At 74.0% G+C, this 22,509-nt stretch carries 13 protein-coding genes and 1 pseudogene; 4 read left to right on the top strand and 10 right to left on the bottom strand.

The features are described 5' to 3' along the window. Positions 1-5: 5 nt before the first annotated feature. Complete coding sequence (locus ACIRPP_RS17100) at positions 6-563, bottom strand: NUDIX domain-containing protein (RefSeq protein WP_403643012.1); 558 nt, start codon at positions 561-563, stop codon at positions 6-8. A 331-nt stretch (positions 564-894) separates the two neighbouring features. On the opposite strand from ACIRPP_RS17100, the gene ACIRPP_RS17095 reads away from it, so the two are divergent. Further along, complete coding sequence (locus ACIRPP_RS17095; protein WP_403643009.1) at positions 895-1,620, top strand: MIP/aquaporin family protein; 726 nt, start codon at positions 895-897, stop codon at positions 1,618-1,620. A 99-nt stretch (positions 1,621-1,719) separates the two neighbouring features. Beyond that, a complete protein-coding gene (gene glpK, locus ACIRPP_RS17090; RefSeq protein WP_403643007.1) occupies positions 1,720-3,231 on the top strand; it encodes a glycerol kinase GlpK in 1,512 nt (503 codons plus the stop codon). A 109-nt stretch (positions 3,232-3,340) separates the two neighbouring features. On the opposite strand, the gene ACIRPP_RS17085 is transcribed toward glpK, so the two are convergent. The 5 genes and pseudogenes from ACIRPP_RS17085 to ACIRPP_RS17065 form a co-directional block, all read right to left on the bottom strand. Continuing rightward, a complete protein-coding gene (locus ACIRPP_RS17085) occupies positions 3,341-3,946 on the bottom strand; it encodes a GTP-binding protein (protein ID WP_403643004.1) in 606 nt (201 codons plus the stop codon). Next, a pseudogene (locus ACIRPP_RS17080) lies at positions 3,930-7,590 on the bottom strand (hydantoinase B/oxoprolinase family protein); the annotation flags it as partial. The pseudogene ACIRPP_RS17080 and the gene ACIRPP_RS17085, both read right to left, overlap by 17 nt. A gap of 24 nt (positions 7,591-7,614) precedes the next feature. After that, the gene (locus tag ACIRPP_RS17075; protein WP_164337998.1) at positions 7,615-8,010 is read right to left on the bottom strand and encodes a DUF742 domain-containing protein; all 396 of its coding nucleotides are present in this window, start codon (positions 8,008-8,010) and stop codon (positions 7,615-7,617) included. Between the two features lie 9 nt (positions 8,011-8,019). After that, positions 8,020-8,454, bottom strand: a complete 435-nt coding sequence (locus ACIRPP_RS17070) for a roadblock/LC7 domain-containing protein (RefSeq protein WP_164337999.1) — start codon at positions 8,452-8,454, stop codon at positions 8,020-8,022. Continuing rightward, positions 8,451-11,540: a nitrate- and nitrite sensing domain-containing protein gene (locus ACIRPP_RS17065; protein ID WP_403642999.1), complete on the bottom strand. Its 3,090-nt coding sequence runs from the start codon at positions 11,538-11,540 to the stop codon at positions 8,451-8,453. Before ACIRPP_RS17065 ends, ACIRPP_RS17070 begins: the two co-directional genes overlap by 4 nt. 417 nt (positions 11,541-11,957) lie before the next feature. Between ACIRPP_RS17065 and ACIRPP_RS17060 the strand changes: the two genes are divergently transcribed. Then, complete coding sequence (locus ACIRPP_RS17060) at positions 11,958-12,635, top strand: hypothetical protein (RefSeq protein WP_403643078.1); 678 nt, start codon at positions 11,958-11,960, stop codon at positions 12,633-12,635. A 306-nt stretch (positions 12,636-12,941) separates the two neighbouring features. Continuing rightward, positions 12,942-13,850 carry an IclR family transcriptional regulator gene (locus ACIRPP_RS17055; RefSeq protein WP_403642997.1) on the top strand — a complete coding sequence of 303 codons (909 nt, stop codon included), beginning with the start codon at positions 12,942-12,944 and terminating at the stop codon, positions 13,848-13,850. 78 nt (positions 13,851-13,928) lie between these two features. Here the strand turns inward: ACIRPP_RS17055 and ACIRPP_RS17050 are convergent, their stop codons facing one another. The 4 genes from ACIRPP_RS17050 to ACIRPP_RS17035 form a co-directional block, all read right to left on the bottom strand. Beyond that, the gene (locus tag ACIRPP_RS17050; RefSeq protein ID WP_403642994.1) at positions 13,929-18,806 is read right to left on the bottom strand and encodes a hypothetical protein; all 4,878 of its coding nucleotides are present in this window, start codon (positions 18,804-18,806) and stop codon (positions 13,929-13,931) included. A gap of 43 nt (positions 18,807-18,849) precedes the next feature. After that, positions 18,850-19,731: a hypothetical protein gene (locus ACIRPP_RS17045; protein WP_164348453.1), complete on the bottom strand. Its 882-nt coding sequence runs from the start codon at positions 19,729-19,731 to the stop codon at positions 18,850-18,852. Positions 19,732-19,897: 166 nt separating this feature from the next. Then, positions 19,898-21,424 (bottom strand): hypothetical protein, encoded by a 1,527-nt coding sequence (locus tag ACIRPP_RS17040; RefSeq protein ID WP_164348455.1) that lies wholly within the window; start codon positions 21,422-21,424, stop codon positions 19,898-19,900. 257 nt (positions 21,425-21,681) lie between these two features. Further along, positions 21,682-22,389 (bottom strand): GntR family transcriptional regulator, encoded by a 708-nt coding sequence (locus tag ACIRPP_RS17035; RefSeq protein ID WP_403642989.1) that lies wholly within the window; start codon positions 22,387-22,389, stop codon positions 21,682-21,684. Between the last annotated feature and the right edge of the window lie 120 nt (positions 22,390-22,509).

Raw genomic sequence — 22,509 nt, 5'->3', positions numbered from 1 at the left:
CGGGGTCAGATGTAGCGGCCCTCGAACCAGGCCCGCGCGGCGAGGGTGTGAAGGGGGAACGCGAGTTCCTCGGGGCGACGCATCAGGCGGCGGCCGTCGGTCTCGTCGGTGGCGGTGAAGGGCGGCAGGACGTCGGCGGAGCGCTCCGGGAGGAGCCCGAACAGCAGCAGGTGCCCGTCCGGGGAGCTCATGGCGTCGGCGAGCCGCACGTCGCGGCTCTCCGCGTCGATGCCGGTCTCCTCCCTCAGTTCGCGGACGACGGCCTGCCGCCAGTCCTCCCGGTCGTCGAGGAAGCCGCCGGGCAGCGCCGCTCCGCCGCGCGCGGGAGGGATGGTCCGGGTGATGACGACCAGGCCGGTGCCCTGGGTGTCGTACACGGGCTGGAGGGCCACCGCGACGGGCAGCGGGTTGCGGTAGGCCGTGGTGCTGCAGGCCGGGCAGGTGCGGGGCCAGCCGGTGACGCCCTGTCCGTAGCGCGTGCCGCAGCTCGAACAGTGGGAGCCCGGTGCGGCGTTGCCGGCGGGTGGGTGAGTTCTGGACACGCGCGGACTGTATCCGATCATCACAACGTCCGGCCGGGGGCGTACGGACGGCTCCCCCGCGCGGGGCGCACAACCGGTGCGGTCGGCGACCTTGACGCCCCCTGGGCGCCGGTGAACACTTCCCGTGTCAGTCGGCATCGCCGCACATCCCGGCGCATTCCAGCACGCCGCGGCGGGGGTCCCGTATGCCGGGGCCCGCTCCCCCACGGGCGGTGCGACGGCAACGCACGCCCGTCACGCAGGCCGGGCGGGGCGCGGACCGCCCCTGCTCCCGGCCGGCGCCGCCATGGGAAACGCATCCTGCACGTGAGGTCCGGGGCCGAGGCGTCCCGGGCCGGGCCTAGGAGCCGCCATGAGCAATGGAGACATATTCGTCGGGGAGATCATCGGCACCGCCATCCTCATCCTGTTCGGCGCCGGGGTCGTCGCGGCGGTCGTCCTGAACTACTCGAAGGCCAAGGACGCCGGATGGGTCGTCATCGCGCTGGGCTGGGGTTTCGGTGTGATGGCGGGGGCCTACACCGCGGCGCCCCTGTCCGGCGGGCACCTCAACCCGGCGGTCACCCTCGGCATCGCCATCGACACCGGGGACTGGGACCAGGTCCACGTGTACGTGGCCGGGCAGCTGGTGGGCGCGATGCTGGGCGCCGTGCTGTGCTGGCTGGTCTACTACGCGCAGTTCCGGGCCAACGCGGAGGAGGACCTCGCCCAGCCGACGCTCGGCATCTTCTCCACGATCCCCGCGATCCGCCATCCCGTCGCCAACCTCGTCACCGAGATCATCGCGACCGTGGGTCTGGTGCTGCCGATCCTGGCCTTCGGACTCACCAAGGGGCTCGGCGAGTCGGGCACCTCCATCCTGATCGTCTCGTTCCTGGTGGTCGGCATCGGCCTGTCGCTCGGCGGTCCGACCGGATACGCCATCAACCCGGCCCGCGACCTGGGGCCGCGCGTGGTGCACGCGCTGCTCCCGATCCCCAACAAGGGCACCTCGGACTGGGGATACGCGTGGGTCCCCGTCGTGGGGCCCCTCATCGGGGCGGCCCTGTCCGGGGTCATCTTCAACGCGGCCTTCTGATCCGCAGCACGGCCCTCCGCACGAACAGCCCTCCGCACGAGCAGTCTTCCGAACGAGCAGTTCTCCGAACGTACCGAACGTACCGACGAAGGGGACGCCATGACGGACACGTTCGTCGCCGCGATCGATCAGGGCACCACCTCCAGTCGTTGCATCGTCTTCAACCAGCACGGCGCGATCGTCGCCGTCGACCAGCGCGAACACCGCCAGATCTTCCCCAAGCCGGGCTGGGTGGAGCACGACGCCACCGAGATCTGGTCCAAGGTGCAGGCGGTGGTCGCCGGGGCGCTCGCGAAGGCCGGTCTGCGGGCCGACGAGCTGAGCGCGCTCGGCATCACCAACCAGCGGGAGACCACGGTCCTGTGGGACCGCGCCACGGGCAAGCCCGTGCACAACGCGATCGTGTGGCAGGACACGCGCACGGCCGCCCTCTGCCGCCAACTGGGCGGCTCCGACGGGCAGGACCGTTTCCGCGAACAGACCGGGCTGCCGCTGGCCAGCTACTTCTCCGGGCCCAAGGCGGCCTGGCTGCTGGACAACGTGCCCGGGCTCCGGGCCCGCGCGGAGAACGGCGACATCGCGTTCGGCACCATCGACTCCTGGCTCATCTGGAACCTGACGGGCGGCCCGGACGGCGGCCGGCACGTCACGGACGTGACCAACGCGGGCCGCACCATGCTGATGAACCTGGAGACGCTCCAGTGGGATCCCTCGATCCTGTCGGCGATGAACGTGCCGGAGGCGGTCCTGCCGGAGATCAGGTCGTCCGCGGAGGTGTACGGCACGGCCGTGGGCCCCCTGGCTGGCGTGCCGGTGGCGTCGGCCCTCGGGGACCAGCAGGCGGCGGTGTTCGGGCAGGCGTGCTTCGACGTGGGCACGGCGAAGAACACCTACGGCACGGGCAGCTTCCTGCTGCTGAACACCGGTGACCGGCCGGTGCCGTCGAAGAGCGGGCTCTTGACGACGATGGGCTACCGGATCGGTGAGGAGGCGCCCGTCTACTGCCTGGAGGGGTCCATCGCCATCACCGGGGCGCTGGTCCAGTGGTTCCGCGACCAGCTCGGCATCATCCGCAGCGCCGACGAGATCGAGCCGCTGGCGGCGAGCGTGTCGGACAACGGCGGGGCGTACATCGTGCCCGCGTTCTCGGGCCTGTTCGCGCCCTACTGGCGTTCCGACGCGCGGGGCGTGGTCACCGGCCTCACCCGGTACGTCACCAAGGCCCACCTCGCGCGGGCGGTGCTGGAGGCGACGAGCTGGCAGACCCGTGAGGTGGTGGACGCCATGCACCAGGACTCCGGGGTGCGCATCACCACCCTGAAGGTCGACGGCGGCATGACGAAGAACAACCTGCTGATGCAGCATCAGGCGGACGTGCTCGGCGTGCCGGTGATCCGGCCCAGGGTGTCCGAGACGACCTGCCTGGGGGCCGCCTACGCCGCCGGGCTGGCCACGGGCGTGTGGAACGGGCTGGACGAACTGAAGGCGCACTGGCAGAAGGACGCCGAGTGGGAGCCGGCGATGGCGGCCGAGGTGCGCGAGAGCGAGTACCGCAACTGGCGCAGGGCCGTGGAGAAGAGCTTCGGCTGGGTCGAGGAGGGCGACGGGTGAACCCGCCCCGCGCGTGACCGCCTCGGGCGTGATCCCCTCACGCGCGTGCTCCCGCCGCGTCGGCGCGGCGGGAGCACGGCTTCGTCCGTGAGATGGTGCGGGCCCGGGGTCAGGTGGTGACGGCCGGGCGCTGCCGCGCGGCCTGCGCCATGGCGTGCTGGACCACGCCGACCAGGACCTCCTTGACCGACTCACGGTCCCGGGCGTCGCACATCAGCAGCGGGACGTGGTCGTCGAGGTCGAGGGCCTGCCGGATGTCCTCGGGCGGGTAACGGTCGGCGCCCTCGAAGCAGTTGACCCCGACCACGAAGGGGATGGAGCGGCGCTCGAAGTAGTCGATGGCCGCGAAACAGTCCTCCAGCCGCCGCGTGTCGGCGAGGACGGTGGCGCCGAGGGCGCCCTCGGACAGTTCGTCCCACATGAACCAGAACCGCTCCTGACCGGGCGTGCCGAAGAGGTACAGCACGAGGTCCTCGCGCAGCGTGATGCGGCCGAAGTCCATGGCCACGGTGGTGGTGTTCTTCGCCTCCACCCCGCTGACGTCGTCGACCGGACGTCCCGCCTCGGTGAGCAGTTCCTCGGTGCGCAGCGGCCGGATCTCGCTCACGGCGCCGACGAGCGTGGTCTTGCCCACGCCGAAGCCGCCGGCCACGAGGATCTTGAGCGTGACGGGCTCGACCGGCGGCTTCCCGCGCTCGGAACGGCCGAAGATCATCGGTTGCTTCTCCTGCTCTGAGGGGCGGACGGTGGGCCGTACCCTCCGCCGCCGGGGGTTTCGATGACGAGGACGTCTCCGGGGCGCACATCGGCCGAGTCGCTCCCGGCGAGGCGGACGACGGTGCCGTCCGCCCGTTCGATCCGGTTGGCGCCGGGCGCACCGGGCTCACCTCCGGCCATCCCGTACGGGGGGACCCGGCGGTGCTGGGACAGGGTGGAGACGGTCATGGGTTCCAGGAAGCGGAGCCGGCGCACCGCGCCGTCCCCTCCGGGCCACCGTCCGGCGCCGCCGCTGCCGGTGCGCACCGCGAACTCCTCCAGGCGGACGGGCAGTCGCCACTCGAGCACCTCGGGGTCGGTCAGGCGCGAGTTGGTCATGTGGGTCTGCACCACGGAGGCGCCGGGGAAGCCGTCGCCGGCCCCGGACCCGGAGGCGACGGTCTCGTAGTACTGGTGGCGGGCGTTGCCGAAGGTGATGTTGTTCATGGTGCCGGAGCCCTCCGCCTGGACGCCGAGCGCGGCGTAGAGGGCGCCGGTGATGGCCTGGGAGGTCTCGACGTTGCCCGCGACGACGGCGGCGGGCGGCTCGGGGGCCAGCATGGACCCGGGCGGCACGACGATCGTCAGGGGCCGCAGGCACCCGTCGTTGAGGGGGATGTCGTCGGCGACGAGGGTGCGGAAGACGTACAGGACGGCCGCGTTCACGACGGCGGACGGGGCGTTGAAGTTGGTCGGCAGCTGGGCGGACGTCCCGGTGAAGTCGACGGTCGCGGAGCGGTGGGCGCGGTCGACGCTCACGCGCACGCGGATGACCGCGCCCGAGTCGGTCTCGTAGGCGTACTCGCCGTCGTCGAGGGCGTCGATGACGCGCCGCACCGCCTCCTCGGCGTTGTCCTGGACGTGCTTCATGTACGCCTGGACGACGTCGAGGCCGTAGGTGTCGATCATGTGCCGGACCTCGTCGACGCCCTTCTGGTTGGCGGCGATCTGGGCGCGCAGGTCGGCGAGGTTGGTGGCCGGGTTGCGGGAGGGATGGGGCGCGGAGGTCAGCAGGCGGAGGGTGTCCTCCTCCAGGAGACGGCCGTGCTCGGCGAGCAGCCAGTTGTCGAAGAGGACGCCCTCCTCCTCGATGGTGCGGCTGTCGGCGGGCATGGAGCCGGGGGCGATGCCGCCGATCTCGGCGTGGTGGCCGCGTGAGGCCACCAGGAAGAGGACCTCCGGCTCACCGTCCGGGCCGGTGTCGGCGTCGGGGCGGCCGGGGCCGAAGACGGGGGTGATGACGGTGACGTCGGGCAGGTGGGTGCCGCCGTGGTAGGGGTCGTTGACGGCGTAGGTGTCGCCGGGCCGCATGCGGGAGCCGCGCCGCCCAAGGACCTCCTTCACGCTGGTGCCCATCGAGCCCAGGTGGACGGGGATGTGGGGGGCGTTGGCCACCAGGTTGCCGTCCGGGTCGAAGAGGGCGCAGGAGAAGTCCAGGCGCTCCTTGATGTTGACGGACTGGGCGGTCGATTCGAGGCGGGCGCCCATCTGTTCGGCGATGGACATGAAGAGGTTGTTGAAGACCTCCAGCAGCACCGGGTCCGCTTCTGTGTCCAGTCGGGAACTCTGTGTGACCGTGGCCCGTTCCATGATCAGGTGCCCGCCGTCGGTCGCGGCGGCGCGCCAGCCGTCGTCGACGACGGTGGTGGAACCGGCCTCGGTGATGATCGCGGGTCCGGTGACGGTCCGGCCGGGAGCGAGTTCCTGCCGCTGGTGCAGGGGCACGTCGCGCCAGGCGCCGCCGGTGTGGAGCCGGACGGTGCTCGGGTCGCCGGCGGCTTCGGCAGGGGTGGCGAGGGTGGAGAGGTCGGGGGGTGCGGTGATGCCGGTGGCTTCCACGGAGAGGGCTTCGACGACGACCGGCCGGTCGAGTGTGAAGGAGTACGTGGCGCGATGACGGTCCTCGAAGGCGTGCCGCATCGTCTCCGGCCGGCTCAGTTCCACGGTGAGGGTGGTGTCGGTGCCGTCGTAGCGGAGCTGGGCCCGGCGGGTCACCTCGATCCGGTCGTCGGGGACGTCCTCGGCCCGCAGTTCGGTGCGGGCGGCGGCCTCCAGGTCGTCGGCCGTCTTCTCCACGCCCGGCATCGAGGCGGGTTCGAGCGGCACCTCGACGGACTGCTCCCGCATGGCGGTGGTATCGGCGAGCCCGATGCCGAGGGCGGAGAGGACGCCCGCCATGGGCGGCACCAGGACGGTGCGGATGCCGAGCGAGTCGGCGACCATGCACGCGTGCTGGCCGCCGGCGCCGCCGAAGGTCGTCAGCGCGTAGCGAGTGACGTCGTGGCCCTTCTGCACGGAGATCCGCTTCACCGCGGCGGCGATGTTCGCCACGGCGATCTGCAGGTAGCCCTCGGCGACCTGTTCCGGTGTGCGGTCGTCGCCCGTCCGCTCCCGGATCTCGCGCGCGAGGCCGGCGAAACGGTCCCGGACCAGGGCGGTGTCGAGGGGCTGGTCGCGGCCGGGGCCGAAGACCGTGGGGAAATGCGCCGCCTGGATGCGGCCGAGCATCACGTTGGCGTCGGTGACCGCGAGGGGGCCGCCGCCCCGGTAGCAGGCCGGTCCAGGGTCGGCGCCCGCCGAGTCGGGACCGACCCGGTAGCGGGAGCCGTCGAAGTGCAGGACCGAGCCGCCGCCGGCCGCCACGGTGTGGATGTCCAGCATCGGCGCGCGCAGCCGGACGCCGGCGATCAGTGTGGTGAAGACGCGTTCGTAGGCGCCCGCGAAGTGCGAGACGTCGGTGGAGGTGCCGCCCATGTCGAAGCCGATGACCCGGTCGAAGCCGGCCAGCTGCGACATGCGCGCCATCCCGACGATGCCGCCGGCCGGTCCGGACAGGATGGCGTCCTTGCCGCGGAACTGCCCGGCCTCGGTGAGCCCGCCGTTGGACTGCATGAACATCAGCCGGGCGCCTCCGAGTGCGTCGGCGACACGCCGCACATAGCGGCGGAGCCCGGGCGAGAGGTAGGCGTCGACGACGGCGGTGTCCCCGCGGGGGACGAGCTTCATCAGGGGGCTGACCTCGCTGGAGAGCGAGATCTGCGGGAAACCCACGCGGGCGGCGAGCTCCCCCACGGCCTGTTCATGGGCGGGGTGGAGGTGGCTGTGCAGACAGACCACGGCGACGGCCCGGATGCCGTCGTCGTACGCCTGCCGCAGCGGCCCGGCCAGGGCGTGGAGGTCGGGCGGGCGCAGCACGGTGCCGTCGGGGGCGACGCGTTCGTCCACCTCGACGACCCGCTCGTACAGCATGTCGGGCAGGTCGATGCGGCGGGCGAAGATGTGCGGGCGGTTCTGGTAGGCGATGCGGAGGGCGTCGCGGAAGCCGCGGGTGATGACGAGCAGGGTCCGCTCGCCCTTGTGTTCGAGGAGGGCGTTGGTGGCGACCGTCGTCCCCATCCGGACGGCCTCGACCGGCTCCGCGGAGTCCCCCAGCAGCTCACGGATGCCCGCGACCGCCGCGTCGGCGGTGGCGCCCGCGCCGGGGCGGGCGGCGGCCGGGTTGTCCGAGAGCACCTTGTGCGTGAGCAGCCGGCCGTCGGGACGGCGCGCGACGATGTCGGTGAACGTGCCGCCCCTGTCGACCCAGAACTGCCAGCCCGTCATGTCAGTACCCCGCTCCCGCGCCGTTCACAGCGCCCGGAGGCCGTCGATCACGTCGCGCAGAATACTCTCGTCCGGCAGCTCGGCGGGCGGTACCGGACGGTTCACGTGCACGAACGCGGCGTCGACGAGATCGCCGACGAGGACCCGCACCACGCCGATCGGAAGATCCAGTTCCGCGGCGAGTTCGGCGACCGTCTGGGGCGTGTCCCGGCACCGTTCCACGATGTCCACGTGCTCCGGGGACAGCGTGGGGTCGGTCTCCGGGTCGTCGGCGTGACGCTCGGTGACGACCATCGCGATCAGGTCGAGGCGGTGCTGGGCCGCACTGGTGGTGCGGCCGCGGGTCATGGCGTAGGGGCGGACCACCGGTCCGGCCTCGTCGTCGAACCAGTGGCTGCTTCCCTGCCCGTCAGAGCTCATGTCATCCCACTACCCGCCGGAGGGCAGATCGGTGCGTGGAGCGGCCGCCAGATGCGCACCGACCCGCTTGACGAGGAGCGTCATCTCGTAGGCGACCTGTCCGACGTCGGAGTCGGCATCGGCGAGCACGGCCAGGCAGCTGCCGTCGCCGGCGGCCGTGACGAACAGGAACGCCTCGTCGAGCTCCACGACGGTCTGGCGGACACTGCCCGCCTCGAAGTGGCGGCCCACGCCCTTGGCGAGGCTGTGGAATCCGGAGGCGACGGCGGCCAGGTGCTCGCTGTCCTCCCGGGTCAGGTCCCGGGACGCGCCGGTGGGCAGGCCGTCGCCGGACAGGACGATCGCCTTGCGGATACTGGCGACGCGCTCCACCAGGTCGTCCAGCAGCCAGTTCAGCTGCCCCTTGTCGGTCGCGTCGTGGCCGGTCGTGTTCGGTGCGGTCATCGACCGTCCCCCTTGCTCGTTCCTCGTGGTGCCGTGCCGTCGTGGCCTTCGTCGCCCGCGGCGTTCTCCTCACGGCCGCGCTGCCAGCCGCGCTGCAGCGAGGCCATGCGGCTGCGTACTTCCTCCGCGTCCCGCTCGACGGGCGGGCCGGTGTCCTCGGTGTGCCGTTCGGCACTGTGCTTGAGCTGCGGCGCGAGGCTGGCCTGCCGCACCCGGCGGGGCAGCGCGCCGTCGGCGGCGCCCGGCCGTGCGGGGCCGTCGTCCGGCTGCGGCCGGGCCGCCGGTGCGCCGTCCTGTCCGCCGTTCTGCCCGCCGGGTCCGACGGCGGGGAGGCGGGTGCGGCGGGGCAGACCGGAGGGCGTCTCGGAGCCGGGATTCCGGCCGGAGGGCGCGGCGGGCGGGTCGTGGTCCGGTGCGTCCTGGTCCCGGCCGCCGGATCCGCCGGGCGCGGGGCGGGCGTCGTCGCCGCGCCGGCGGGCCGGCAGGGGCGGCAGTGCGGGCCGGCCGGTGTCTCCTCCGGCGTCCGGTGCCCCGGGCTCCCCCGGCCCGTCGGCGCGGGATCCGATGGCGGGGGATGAGGTGCGGCGCCGGCTCGGCAGCGGGGTGGCGGGCTCCCGGTACGGCCGGTCGGTGCCGGGGGTCTGCGCCTGCCTGCCGTCCCGCCGTCGTTCCGCCAGGGACGGCGGACCGTCCCGTTCGGGGCGCGAGGACGACACGGCGCCGTTCTGCTCCGGCCGGTCGCAGCGGGAGCGCGGGTCCCCGACCGGACGGCCGTGCGAACTGACCAGCTTCGGGCTCCTGCGGCGCATCAGGGGGACGGGGGCGGCCACCTGGTCGTCCGTCGCGTCCTCCGGTCCGCCGTCGGTTCCCGGGCGGCCGCGCTGCGGCTCCCGTCCCCTGGAGCGCTCGTCGTCGGTGCGGGCCGGGGAGCGGCGGCGGAACAGCCCGCCGTGCTCGCCGTCCTCGTCGTCCAGCGCGCCGGGGAACCCGTCGAGGGCGCCCGGGTCGACGGAGGCGTCCAGGCCCACCGGGGCTTCCAGTTCGACGGGGCCGTCGAGCAGCCCGGCGGGCAGACCGGGCAGTGCGACGGGCACCTGGGACAGGGCGGCGCGGCGGCTCTCCTCGGACTCCTTGTCCCTGGCGTCCTTGCCGCGCTGCGGCCGGTCGAGCCGGAAGCCGACGCCGTTGGTGTCGGGCACGTCGTCCGTGAGCAGCGCGTCGGGGATGAACACGACGGCGGTGGTGCCGCCGTACGGGGAGGGCTGCAGGGAGACCCGGACGTTCTGCCGCTGGGCGAGCCGGCTGACCACGAACAATCCGAGCCGGTCGGTGTCGGACAGCTCGAACTCCGGGGTCTCGGCGAGCCGCAGGTTGGCGTCCAGCAGCGCCTCGGCCGTCATACCGAGGCCCCGGTCGTGGATCTCCAGGGTGAAGCCGTTGGCGACGCGTTCGCCGAGGACCTGCACCGCGGTGTGCGGCGGCGAGAACACGGTGGCGTTCTCCAGGAGTTCGGCCACGAGATGGGTGAGGTCGGTGACGGCGGGACCGGTGACGGCGACCCGCGGCAGGCGCCGCACCTCGATGCGTTCGTAGTCCTCCACCTCGGCGACGGCGGCGCGCACGATGTCCATGAGCTGGACCGGCTTGCGCCACTGCCGGGACGGTGCGGCGCCGGAGAGGATGACCAGACCCTCGGCGTGCCGGCGCATACGGGTCGTGAGGTGGTCCAGCCGGAACAGATCGGCCAGTTCCTCGGTGTCCTCGGTCCTGCGCTCCATGGTGTCCAGGAGGGTGAGCTGCTTGTGCAGCAGGACCTGGCTGCGCCGGGCGAGGTTGACGAACACCTCGGAGACGCCGGCGCGCAGCTCGGCCTGTTTGACGGCGGCCTCGACGGCGGCGCGGTGGAGGGTGTTGAGGGCCTGGCCGACCTCGCCGATCTCGTTCTTGTCGTACTCCAGGCGCGGCACCTCGGTCTCGACGTCGACCTGTTCGCCCGCGGAAAGACGGCGCATCACGCCGGGCAGCCGCACCCCGGACGCCTCGAGGGCCTCCAGGCGGAGCTGTCGCAGGTCGCGGATGAGGCCGCGTCCGACGCGTACCGACAGGAACAGCGACAGCAGCAGGGCGAGCAGGCCCAGCACCCCGGCGACGACGGCCTGGGTGATGACGCCCATGGCGACCGGCCGGACCCGGTCCTGGTAGCGGTCGACGGCCTGGTCGTTGAGGGAGCCGAGTTCCTCGAGCACGGTGCCGGCCGCGGTGTCCCAGCTCTTCGCGCTGATCCCGCGGGGCGGCCCGGTGCCGGAGGAGACGGCCGCCTCCTCACCGACGCGCAGCGGGGCGGACGAGGCGTTCTTCCAGAAGGTCACGTAGCGGTCGCGTTCGGCGCTCGGGAGCTGCGGCAGGCTCGCGTCGTACAGCAGCGAACGCTGGGCGACGAGGTCGGAGACCTCCCGCACCTCGGCGCGGGACAGCCTGCCGACGATCAGGGCGGAGCCGAGCAGGGCGTCCTCGCGGGAGAGGAGCTCACGGGCCCGGGCGAGGTTGACGAGGGCCCGGTACTGCTTGTCCAGGCTGACGTCGTCGACGACGTGGAGGTTGGCCAGCAGGATGTAGCAGGGGTCGACGAGCCGGTTGTACAGGTCCAGCGCCTGGGCGCGGTCGACGGTGCCGTCCTCGACGCTGCGCCGCAGCGACTCGATCCCGTCGAAGGAGTCGAGGACCGCGCTCAGGTCCTCGGTGTCCTCGCCCAACGCCTCGCGGACGTCGGACTTCGCCACGTTCGCGCGGACGCTGCTGACGGCCTTGTCGGTGGCGGCGCGGCTGCGGCGGAGGGCGGCGAGCCCGTCGGAGGCGCGCGGGTCGGCGAGGTGGACCAGCGTCAGGCGCCGCTCCTGTTGCAGGACGCGAACGGTGTCCTCGACGGGGTAGCCGACTTCCTCCATGACCGAGGAGACGTCGAACAGGTGGCTCGCCTCCCGCCCCGTGAGCACCGTGGCGAAGGCCCAGATGGTCGTCAGGGACAGCAGCGGCACGAGAAGCAGCGCCACGATCTTCCGGCGGATGGACTTCCCGCGAAAGCGCATGGCCTCCCCCAGCTCGGCCCCCTTCCGGCCGGGGGCGCACATGTGCGTCAACAAACGGCGCGAGCCTACTACCGAGGCACAGTTAACTCGAAGACCTGTCCGGAAGCCGAACTTCCGGAGCGGCGGGCCGTGATGGCGACGTGTCCGGGCATTGCGGGAGATCGCCACCCGGCCTCCCGGGGCACGCCCGGCCGGTCGATCCGGGGCCCGGTGCACGGCAGTTGGCCGGAATTCCGCCCGGTCGGGAACCTTTTCGCGTTCTGTTCGTCCTTCTCTGTGGGAAATGGGGGCGGAATCGGCCACAGGAGCCGTGTCCCGCACCTGGGCGGCGTAAATCAGCGCAAGCCGGGCAGTCGCGGAAGGTACGGGTCCGCGGATCCGGGCAGCGGACTGGCGGCGGTGGGGAGTGACACGGTGATGGGCACGGCGGAGCGGCGCGAGGCGCCGGAGGAGGGTGCGGCGGTCCAGGTGATGACGCGTGCGGACACGGACGCACCCGACCGGGTCACCCCCGGCGACGGACGGACGGAGGCCGGCACGACGGGTCGCCCGATGTCCTCCCGGGACGGTGCGGGGAGGTCCGGCCCGGCGCGCGGCGCCCGCCCGGAGCAGCCCCGTGAGCGGGGCGGCGACGCGGCACGGGCGGACACGCGGCATCCCGTGACGGAGCCGGTGGCACAGCAGGTGACGGAGGATCGGGAAGCCTCCCGGCCCCTGTGGGTCGAGGAGCCCGCCCGGCGGCGCCGACTGCCCGATCCGGTCCGGACGGCGGCCGTCCGCGCGGTGCTCGTCATCGCGGTGACGCTGATTCAGGCCATGATCGCCTTCCTGTGCACCCTGGCCGGGTCCTGGCTGGCGTTCCCGATGGTGATCAGCAGCGTGATCAGCACCATCCTGGCCACCTGGGGCGTCCTGGACGTCTGGGTCACCCGCCAGGTGTGGAACCAGCGCCATGGAGTGGTCTCCACGCCCCGCAGCACCGCCCGGGCCCTGCGGCGCGAGCGGCGCCGGGCCCGTCGCGAGGCGCGCGCCGCGGAGCGGACGCAGGCCCGCATACGCCGCCGCGGCGGAGCGGGGCAGCTGTCGCACCCCTGAGGCGCCTGCGGGTGTGACCCTCGTCCGGGAAGGCGCCGTCGCAGCTGTGACTCCGTCACGGGTGCGACGGCGTGCGGGCTGTGCCCCGTGCGGGCGGTGACCCTGAGTCGGTGGACCGGTCGGCACGGAGCCGGAAGGGCCGGACCACCGGCCACATCCGGCCACCACCCCTGGAGATAATCTGCTCGTTCGCACCGCGCCCCCGCATGCGCCGTGCGAACGGCATCCCGGTGCAGCGGGGGGCTCGGTCCCGCGGCGTGCGGCCGACTCCCGCCGGGCCGGCAGGCAGGCGGCAGGAGTGGAGCCATGGTCCCGACGCGCGAGCAGTCCCGCCCCGAGGAGACGCACGGGCGGGGCACGGACCGGTCGGGTCGCGGCCCCAGCGGCTCCCCTGGCGGCTCCCCTGGCGGCTCCACTGACGGCTCCACTGACGGCTCCAGGGATGGCTCCACGGGCAGCTCCACGGGCTCGGTCCAGTCGGTGGACCGCGCGGTGAGCGTGCTCGAGATCCTCGCCCGGCTCGGCGAGGCGGGCGTGACCGAGATCGCCGGCGACCTCGGGGTGCACAAGTCCACGGCGTCCCGGCTGCTCGGGGTCCTGGAGAACCGCGGCCTGGTGACGCAGAGTCATGACCGGGGCAAGTACCGGCTGGGCGCCGGTGTCCTGCGCCTCGCCGGGGCGGCGGCCGTCCGGCTGGACATCTCCCAGGAGGGCGTCCCCGTCTGCCGGGAACTGGCCGACGAACTGTGCGAGACCGTCAACCTCGCAGTGCTGGACGACGACGCCGCGGTCAACATCATGCAGGCCCGCGGCACGGCCGCCGTCACCGCCCAGAACTGGCTCGGCCGGCGCACCCCGCTGCACGCCACCGCCAACGGCAAGGTGCTGCTGGCCCATCTCCCGCCGACCCTGCGGGACGGGCTCCTGGCCCGGCCCCTCCAGCGCTTCACGGAGCACACCGTCACCGGGGCCGCCGCGTTGCGGGGCGAGCTGGAGACGGTCGTCGAGCAGGGGTACGCAAGCACCCTCGAGGAGCTGGAGCTCGGCCTCTCCGCCGTGGCAGCCCCGGTGCGGTCCCACGAGGGCAGGGTCGTCGCCGCGATCAGTGTCTCCGGCCCCGTGTACCGGCTCACCCCGCAGCGGCTGCCGGCGCTGGGAGAACGGGCGGCAGCGGCGGCGGCCGACCTGTCCCGGCGCATGGGCTACGGCTTCTGACGCACCGGGACCCCCGGAGCCGTCGTGTCCTCGGCCCCGGCGCCCGTCCGGCCGGGCGGCTCCCGCCCCTTCCGCGGATCAGCCGCCGGCCGGGACCGCCCCGGACGCCGGCGCCGCTCCCCCGCCCCGGCTCCTGTCCGCCACGTCCCGGCCCCCGCCCTGCTCTTCGTCCCGGTCGCGGTCCTCGTCTGCGCTCCCGGTCCCGCTTCCGCCCTGGCGCTGTTCCTGGTGCGGGAGCTGCTGACCGGCCCGGTCCGGCTGCCGGTCACGGCCGGGTGCCGGCGCGGGCCGCTTGAACATGCGGGTGGCCGTGATCTCGCTGTGCGCGGCCTCCTGGTCGGGGTCCTGCTGGGGCAGGCCGGGCCGCAGGTGTTCCTCCACACTGATGTACTTGAGGCCCGCCCGCAGGTCGGCGTCGTTGCGCAGGCGGATGACCAGCGGGAACTCGGCGAGCGCCGTGGTGTCGAACAAGCCGGTGGTGTACAGGAGCTGCACGCCCAGCGCGTCCGCGACGGCCCGCTGGAGTTCCAGCAGGTAGGTCGCGTTGGCACGGCCGATGGGGTTGTCGAGGAACAGGGTGCCCGCGTGGCGGTGCCGGTCCCGGCCCCGGTCGTTGGAGCGCAGGGCGGCCATCGTGCAGTACAGGGCGATGGCCGCGGTGAGCAGCTGGCCGCCGGAGAACACGTCGCCCATCTGTCCGACGGGCACGCGCTCGGCGCGCAGGACGGCGTCCGGCTTGAGGATCTCCACGGCGACGCCCTTGGGTCCGAGCGCGGCGCCGACTCCGCGCAGCAGCAGGGACATGCCGTCGCGGCGCAGGTCGGAGTTCTTCCGCACGGCGGCCCGGGTGGCCTCGTCGACGACCTCGCCGAGCCGCTCAGTGAGGGTGGCCTGGTCGGGCTCGTCAAAGCGGATGCGCAGGAACTCCTGTCCCGACCACTCACCGAGCCCCTCGGGAAGCCGCGACAGCCGCTGGGCCGACCGCAGGGTGGCGAGCGCGGACTCGACCAGGCCCCGCAGCCGGTCGACGATCGAGTCGCGGTTGCGCTCGAGCTGTTCGAGCTCGTCGGTGAGGACCCGGAGCCGGGGGGCGAAGGCGTCCGCCCACTTCTGGGCGTGCTCGGGCAGCGCGGAGGCGGGCAGTTCGCGGATCTGCTGCCGCGCCGGGGTGCGGACCTGTTCGTAGCGGGTGGAGTTGGCGTGCCGGACGAGGATGTCGGCGGCCTCGCGCACGGCCGCCTCTGCGGCGCTCAGGTCGGCGGCGCAGCCGCGCAGCGAGCGGCGGGCCTCGGCGGCGGCCTGCCGGGCGTCCTCGAGGCTGCCGGGGTAGGGCTCGGGCTGTTCCGGTTCCTCCTCGGGGGTGTGCTCGCGCAGCAGGTCGCGGAGGAGGGCGGCGATCTCGTCGAAGCCGCCGGCCGCGTCCTCGGCGGCGCGGTGCGCGTCGAGGAGTTCGGCGTGGGCCTGGCGGGCCTGGTCCAACGCCTCCGTGCGCGAGGTGAGTTCGGCGGTGGCGGTGCGCAGCAGGGCCTGGGCGTGTTCGGCGTCGCCGGGCCGCATGTCGTCGGGCAGCTCGGTGTGTTCGTCGCCGTCCTCGGGGGCGAGGCGTTCGGCCTCGCCGCGCAGCCGGCCGAGCTGTTCGCTCGCGCCCGACATCCGGGTCTCCAGCAGCTGCACGAGTTCCTCGGCGCGGGCGGCGGCGGCCTGCCGGCTCGGGCCGTCGGAGCCGTCGGGCGACTGGAGCAGTTGTTCGGCGCGGTTGCGGACCTTGTTGCTGAGCCGGTCCAGCTCCGCGCGGGCGGCGCTCTCGTCGCTCTCCGCCCGGGCCTGTTCGGCGCGCAGGTCGGCGCCGACGCCGACCTTCTCGTACACCTGGGAGGCGGCCCGGTACGCCTCGCGCAGGGCCGGCAGGGAGGCCTGCGGCGCCTCGTTCCGGCCGTCCCGGGTGGCGTCCCCTGAGCCGTCCGGACCGGAGGCCTTGTCCGGGGCGTCCTCGGGCACGTCCTCGGGGGCGCCGGCGATCTCGGAGCGCTCGGCGCGCAGGGTCCGCGCGGTGCGCCGGGCGTCGTCCGCGGCCCGTTGGGCGGCGCGCCGGTCCTCGTCGGCGGCCCGGGCGCGTTCCAGGCAGGTGCGGGCGCGGGTCTCCGCCTCGGCCGCGTCGTCGGCGAGTTCCCGCAGCTTCGCCTGCCAGCCGGCCCGTTCCCGCAGCCGGAAGGCGAGCCCTGCCAGGGCGTCGGCGGCGCGGCGGGCCTTCTGCGCGGCCTCCTGGCGTTCGTCGCGTGCCCGGGCCGCTTCGGCGGCGGCCTCCTCGGCCTCCGCGCGCAGCGTGCGCGCCTCGGTGAGCTCCGCCTCGGCCTCGGCGGCGAAGGTCCGGGCCTCCTCGGCCGCCCGTGCCAGTTCCGCGAGCCGGCCGGCGGGGCAGCCGCTCCGCCAGGAGGCGAGGCGCGCCGCCAGCTCCCGGTCCTTGGCGAGGCGTGCGGCCAGGGCCCGGATCTCCTCGTCCCGCTCGGCGGCCCGGGCCCGCAGCGCGTGCCGTTCCTCGTCGGCGGCGTGCTCGTCGTGCATGGCCGGGTTCGGCGGTACGAGGAAGACGTCCCCGGTGTCCGCGTCGGCCGCCGGGGCCGGGGCGAGCAGGGCGGCGGCGGTGCCGACGGCGACGGCGGAGCGGGGCAGCAGGGCCGCGTCGCCGAGCGCCTCGCGGGCGCGGGCGTGGGAGCCGGGGTCGGTGATGACGACGCCGTCGACCAGTTCGGGCCGGGCGGCCAGCACCCGCGCGTGGTCGGTGGGGTCGACGGCCTGGGCGAGGTAGCGCCAGCCGGGCAGGGCGGGGATGCCGTGCTCGCCGAGGAACTCCACCGTGGCCAGGACGTCCGGGCCGGGCGGCAGGAGTCCGCCGTCGCCGAGGGCGCCGAGGATGCGGGCGTCGTCGGCGGCGGCGGTGCGCAGCTCGAACAGCTGCCGTTCGGCGGAGGTGACGGCGTCGTCGAGCAGGCCGCGCAGTTCGTCGGCGAAGCGGTCCAGTTCCTCGGCGGTGAGGGTGCCCTCGGGCGGGGCGGTGTCCGCCGGGGAGTCCGTGTCCGGCCGGGGGCGGGGCACCGGCGGGCGGGCGGTCGTGCCGGTCAGGCCGAGGAGTTCGGCCGCCCGCTCCTCGGCGGCGAGGGCGTCGGCGGTCCCGCGTTCGGCCTGGTGGGCGCGTTCCGCCGCGGTGGCCGCGTCCGCCGCGCGGGCCGCGGTGAGTTCCGCGCGGGCCTCGGCTGCGGCGGCCTCGCGGGCCTGTTCGGCGGCCCTGCGGGCCGCCTCCCTGGCGGTGTCCCAGGCAGCGACGGCGGTCTTCTCCGCGTCGCTGGCGGCGAGGGCGGCCCGGGCCGGATCGGCGTCGGGGGCGCTGTCGTCGAGCCAGCCGGCCCGGACCGCTTCGGCGGTCTCCTGCTCGACCTCGGTGAGGCGCTGCCTGAGGTGGCCGAGCTCGCTGCGGGCCCGCTGCGCCTCGGTGGCGGCGGTGGTGGAGTCCCGGTAGGCGGCGTCGCTGACCTCCTGGAGCGCGGCGGACCGCTCCTCGCCCTCGTTGGCGAGCTGCTCGGCGTCGTCGGCGGCCGCGTGCAGGGCGCGGACGAGATCGGCGGCGGCCTTCGCTCGGGCGGCCAGGGCCGGAGCCGCGTCCCGTTCGGCCTCCTGGATCGCGGCGGACACCCTGGTCACGCGGTCGGCTGCGGCGCGGTGCCGCAGGACGGCCTCGGCGGCCTGCCAGGCGGCGTGCAGGGTGCGCGCGTCGGCGAGTTGGCGTTTCTGCGCGGCGGCGGACTTCTCGGCGGCGGCGAGGGACAGGGAGGCGTGCCGGTAGGCGAGTTCGGCGGAGATCAGCGCACTGCGGTCCCGGGCGGTCTCGGTGTGGGTGACGGCGTAGGCCGCGGCGGTGACCCGCTGGGCGAGGTCGGCGGCCCGGACGCGTTCTTGGGCGCCGCGGGCGGACAGCCGGCGGGCCAGGGTGCGGGTGCGGCGCTCGGCGGCGGTGTGGATGTCGCGGGCCCGGGCGCGGGCGTCGGCGGCCTCCACGATCCGGCCGAGCAGGTCGACGGATCCGGCGGTGAAGTCGCGTTCGGCGATGAGCTCGGCGCGGCGGCCCAGCTTGTTGCCGAATCCGCTGACGAGGTCGGCGAGTCCGTCGGTGTCGCGGGTGTCGGTGACGGCGCGCAGCAGCAGGTCGGTGAAGTCGGAGTCCTTCTTCACCGCGAAGAGGCCGGCGGCCTCGCCCTCGTCGGCGTTCATCTCCCGCTGGTAGCGGAAGAGTTCGGGGTCGAGGCCGAGGTCGCCGAGGTGCTCGGTCCAGCGTTCGTGGATCTCCTCCCAGTGGACCTCCAGGTGCGGGTAGGTCTTGCCGGCCTCGGTGAGGGCGTCCCGGAAGCCCTTCATGGTGCGGCGCCGGCCGCGGGCGCCCGACTGTCCTTCGACGGGCGGCCGGACGGCGGTGGACTCGGCGACGGGGAGATTGTCGAGGCTCAGTCCGGGGCCGGGCCGGAAGGAGTACCAGGCTTCGGCGAACTTGCGCGGGTCGTTGGAGACCTGACGGCCGCGCCACTCGCTGACCTTGCCGACGACGACGCACTCGCCGGTCTGGACGTGCTGCCATTCCAGGGCCACGTGGCCGCAGTCGTCGGCGAGCAGGAACTTGCGCAGCACGCCGGAGCTGGCGCCGCCGAGGGTGTTGCGGTGGCCGGGCAGCATCACCGAGAAGATCAGCTTGAGCAGGACGGACTTGCCGCCGCCGTTCTCCAGGAAGAGGACCCCGGCGGGGGCGGGGCGGCGCGGCGGGCCGACGGGCTCCTCCTCGAAGAACTCCGCCTGCGTGGGCGCGGGGTGGGGCACGGTCCCGCCCACGCCGCGCAGGTCGAGCACGGTGTCGGCGTAGCGTGCGCCGGCCGGTCCGATGGAGTAGAGGCGGACCCGGGACAGCTCGTACATGGCGGACTCTCGTGAGGCTTCGTGTGGGGGGCGGGCGGGGCGGTCAGGCGGAGTGGAAGGGGAGGCCGGCGTCGGCGACGAGGTCCAGGTCGTCCCCGTCCTCGGGGGGCAGCAGGGTCGGGGTGCCGTCGGTGACGGGGACGACGCCCAGGTCGAGCAGTTCGGCCAGGGCGGCGCTGCCGGCCATGTCGCGCACCTGGAGCTGGTAGCGGGCCGTGGTGCGGTAGGTGCCGCCGCCGTCGTCGCCGGTGCGCTGCAGGAAGCCGGAGTCGGTCAGGAACGTGACGGCCTTGGCGACGATGCCGGTGGTGGAGCCGGACAGGCGGCGGGCGTCCTTGGTGGCGCCGGTCGCGGTGCGGCGGGCCCACACCCGCCAGGCGGCCTCCAGTCCGGGCGCGTCGCTCACCGGATCGGTGATCTCGCCCTGTTCGGCGGCCCGCTCCTCCAGCCGGTGGCAGGCCTGGCGCACGAAGGCGTCCACGCCGTTGACCGTGACGCGGCCGATGTAGCCGTCGTCGGCGAGGTCCTCGGGGCGGGGGAAGGCCAGGGCCGCGACGGCGAGGTGGGCGAGTCCGTGCAGGAAGCGGTCGCCGCCGTCGGCGGAGGTGCGGCGTGCGTAGTCGCCCATGCGGACCGCGAACACGGAGTCCTCGGCCGCGGTCACGGCCATGCCCGCGCGGGGGGACACCTCCAGCACCACCAGTCCGAGGCCGGTGGCCACGGCGTCGGCGAGCCGCGCGAACGGCGGGTCCTCGCGGTAGCGGCGCAGCAGGTCGGCGTACTCCTGGTCGCGGGCGGGCTGCAGTTTGGGCTGGAGGCCGAAGGCGACGAGCCGGGCCGCGTCGGCGGCGTCGGCGGGCGTGACGGCATGGCCGGCCGCTGTCGCACCTGCCTCGGCCTCGCTCCACTCGGCATGCTCGGTCACGGTCGGGGCTCCTTGCTTCGGTCGGTGGGGGCGACGCGGTGGACGGTGGGGACGACGCGGTGGTGGTGGGGGGCGACCGAAGGGACGGCACCGCCGCGGCCGGCGGACCGGACGGCGGCGCCCCTGGCCGGCACGGGCCGCGAACGGACCGGCACCGGGCGGCCGCTCATGCGGCCTCCGTCCGGTCCGCCGCCATGCCCGCCGCGTCGAGCAGGGCCGTGCCGACGATGAGGTCGGCGCCGCCGAACTCCGGGTCGTCGAGTTCGGTGCCGTCGTCGACGGCGAACAGCAGGGTCCGCTCGCCCTGGCGGTAGGCGGTGCCCACCGGCGGGCTGGCGGCATGGACCGCCAGCAGGGCCACCAGGTAGGGCAGTTCGGGATCCCGGCGGCGGGCCTCGGCGAGCAGGCCGGACAGTCTGCGGGGCGCGTCGGCGGGCAGGTCGAGCAGTTCGGTCGCGGCGGCCAGCTGCTCCTCGCTGAAGCGGCTGTCGTCGGGGGTGGCGATCAGGTCGGGTTCGGGCATCTCGGCGCCGAGGTGCTCCCGCTCCACGGGGGGTGTCAGCAGGATGTCGACGAGGTCGACGAGGCGGACCGACACGGGGGTGCGCAGTCCGGTGCCGTGGGTGAAGAACGCGTCGGTGACCCGTACCGCCCGCTCCACGGGCATCGGGAGGAGCGGGGACAGCAGGTGGCCGTACAGGTCGGTGCCCGATGTGGCGGTGGGCGTGGCGAAGGCCTGCCGGTCCTGCTCGGCGCGGAACAGGGGCCCGGCCTCCAGCAGCCGGGACTGCAGCTGCGTGTGACGCCGGATGCAGTCCTTGACGATGTCGACGAGTTCGGCGGCGCGCCGCTTGTGCTCGGGGTCCTCGGACTCGTCGCGGGCCTTGCGGATGTTGGTCAGGATCGCGTTCTCGTGGCGGTACCGGTCGGCCACGTGGTCCAGTGCCTCGGCGATCATGTCGGGCACGGTGCTCAGCCAGTCGACCGCCCGGACATTGCGCCGGGTGGCGTCCAGGGCGCGGCGGAGGGTCTCGCTGTACTGCACGGTCCGGTAGCGGGCCTGCTCGGCGGCGAGCTGGGCGTCGGCCAGCCTGCCCCGGCTGATCAGCACCTCCAGCTTCACCTCGGCGGCGATCTGCGCGCTGGTGACATCGGTGTCGAGGGCGCCCACGAGGACGTTGACGGCCTCGTCGGTGGTCCGCAGGTAGACGGTGCCGCCCGGGCCGGGGACCTCCTCGATCAGTTTGAAGTCGTAGTCGCGGCGGACATACGTGCCGTCCGCCCCGAACACGCCGTACACCGCGCGGAAGCCACGGTCGACGCTGCCGACGTTGATCAGATTCTCCAGGACCCAGCAGGCCACCCGTTCGTGCTCGGCGGCGGAACGGCGCGGAGCCTGGGCGGCGATGCGCGGGATCAGCCGGGCCACTATCTGGTCGTGGTCGGCGCCCGTGTCGAAGTCCATGTTCAGGGTGACCAGATCGATGGCGGCGAGGGCGATCTCGGCCATGCCGTACACCGAGTACTCGCCCGCCAGATTGGCCTTGCGGGCGTCGAGATCGTGCAGCGGGGCGGTGCACGCGAGCGCGCGCAGCCGCCGCGCCAGACCCTCGTCGGCGGCCGGGCCCGGTGCGGGTCGCGGCCCCGCGCTGAGCTGGGGCGGAACGCTGTCCGTCGATGCAGGCGAAGTCACGGTGCACAGACTAGGTCCTCGGTCTGACAAGGACCCAAACGAGGCAGATGCGCCCCGGCGTCACGGTTGTCGCACGGAGCTCGGGCACGGAGCACGGAGCATGGAGCCCGGAGCACGGCACAGCGCGCCACGGCGCCCCGGCACACGACCCACAGCGATCGTCGCCCAGCGCCCAGGGCCCAGCGCCCGGCGGGCGGCACCCGGCCGGCGGCACCCGGCGGCCGCCGCGGAGACCGCCGCCCGAGCCGTCCGTCCGCTCAGTCCGTACCGCCGCCGTCGCCCCCGACGCGACGCCGGTACACCTCCACCACCCGTTCCAGCGAGTCGTCGAGGTACCCGGCGAGCAGTTCCTCGGCGTGCCGCAGGTCCCCAGACCGCAGGGCTTCGAGCAGGGCGACATTTCGTGCGATGTACGGTTCGTGCAGCCGTCGCGGGTCGTCCACCACGTGGAAGGCGAGCCGGAGTTCGGCGAAGACGCTGCGCATCAGCTCGTCGGTGCGCTCGCTGCCGGCGAGGGCCACCAGTTCGCTGTGGAAGTGGATATTGGCCGTACCCACCCCTTTCCAGTCACCTTCGCGAGCCGCCCGGCGGCCTTCCTCCACCGCCGCGGCGAGCGCGTCGAGCCGGTGGGGCGGGGCGCCGAGCCCGCGGACCACCGCGCACTCGACGAGCCGGCGGGTGCGGTAGATGTCCTCCACGTCCTCGACCGCCAGCACCCGCACGAACACGCCCCGGTTCAACTCGTGGACGAGCAGCCTCTCGTGGGTGAGCAGCCGGAACGCCTCGCGGAGCGTGTTGCGGGAGACGCCGAGCGCGCCGCCGATGCTGTCCTCCGACAGCCGTGTCCCGGGCGGGAAGTAGCCGTCGGCGATCCGGCTCCTGAGGATGGCCGACACCCGCTCGGCGGTGCTGGTCCGGCCCAGCAGGGCGCGGTCGTCGGCCAGTCCGCTCAACTGCTCTGCCATGCCCGGAATTCAATCGTATGCCGGAGACCGAGACAACAAGGGTATTGAAGGATCGTTCAACGATCCTCTACGTTGCTCCGCACGGCGTCTCCCCCACACCGGCGCCGGCCCTTCCGAACC

It is taken from the genome of Streptomyces sp. NPDC101219 (assembly GCF_044767675.1).
In the GTDB taxonomy this organism is placed as follows: Bacteria; Actinomycetota; Actinomycetes; order Streptomycetales; family Streptomycetaceae; genus Streptomyces.
This window is presented reverse-complemented; position numbering and strand designations above follow the sequence as displayed.

What these genes read in the sequence shown, in the direction of transcription:
- ACIRPP_RS17050 (WP_403642994.1), bottom strand. Translation starts at nt 18,806, where the DNA reads ATGTACGAGCTGTCCCGGGTCCGCCTCTACTCCATCGGACCGGCCGGC.
- ACIRPP_RS17085 (WP_403643004.1), bottom strand. Translation starts at nt 3,946, where the DNA reads ATGATCTTCGGCCGTTCCGAGCGCGGGAAGCCGCCGGTCGAGCCCGTC.
- ACIRPP_RS17035 (WP_403642989.1), bottom strand. Translation starts at nt 22,389, where the DNA reads ATGGCAGAGCAGTTGAGCGGACTGGCCGACGACCGCGCCCTGCTGGGC.
- ACIRPP_RS17095 (WP_403643009.1), top strand. Translation starts at nt 895, where the DNA reads ATGAGCAATGGAGACATATTCGTCGGGGAGATCATCGGCACCGCCATC.
- ACIRPP_RS17070 (WP_164337999.1), bottom strand. Translation starts at nt 8,454, where the DNA reads ATGACCGCACCGAACACGACCGGCCACGACGCGACCGACAAGGGGCAG.
- glpK (WP_403643007.1), top strand. Translation starts at nt 1,720, where the DNA reads ATGACGGACACGTTCGTCGCCGCGATCGATCAGGGCACCACCTCCAGT.
- ACIRPP_RS17055 (WP_403642997.1), top strand. Translation starts at nt 12,942, where the DNA reads ATGGTCCCGACGCGCGAGCAGTCCCGCCCCGAGGAGACGCACGGGCGG.
- ACIRPP_RS17060 (WP_403643078.1), top strand. Translation starts at nt 11,958, where the DNA reads ATGGGCACGGCGGAGCGGCGCGAGGCGCCGGAGGAGGGTGCGGCGGTC.
- ACIRPP_RS17075 (WP_164337998.1), bottom strand. Translation starts at nt 8,010, where the DNA reads ATGAGCTCTGACGGGCAGGGAAGCAGCCACTGGTTCGACGACGAGGCC.
- ACIRPP_RS17100 (WP_403643012.1), bottom strand. Translation starts at nt 563, where the DNA reads ATGATCGGATACAGTCCGCGCGTGTCCAGAACTCACCCACCCGCCGGC.
- ACIRPP_RS17065 (WP_403642999.1), bottom strand. Translation starts at nt 11,540, where the DNA reads ATGCGCTTTCGCGGGAAGTCCATCCGCCGGAAGATCGTGGCGCTGCTT.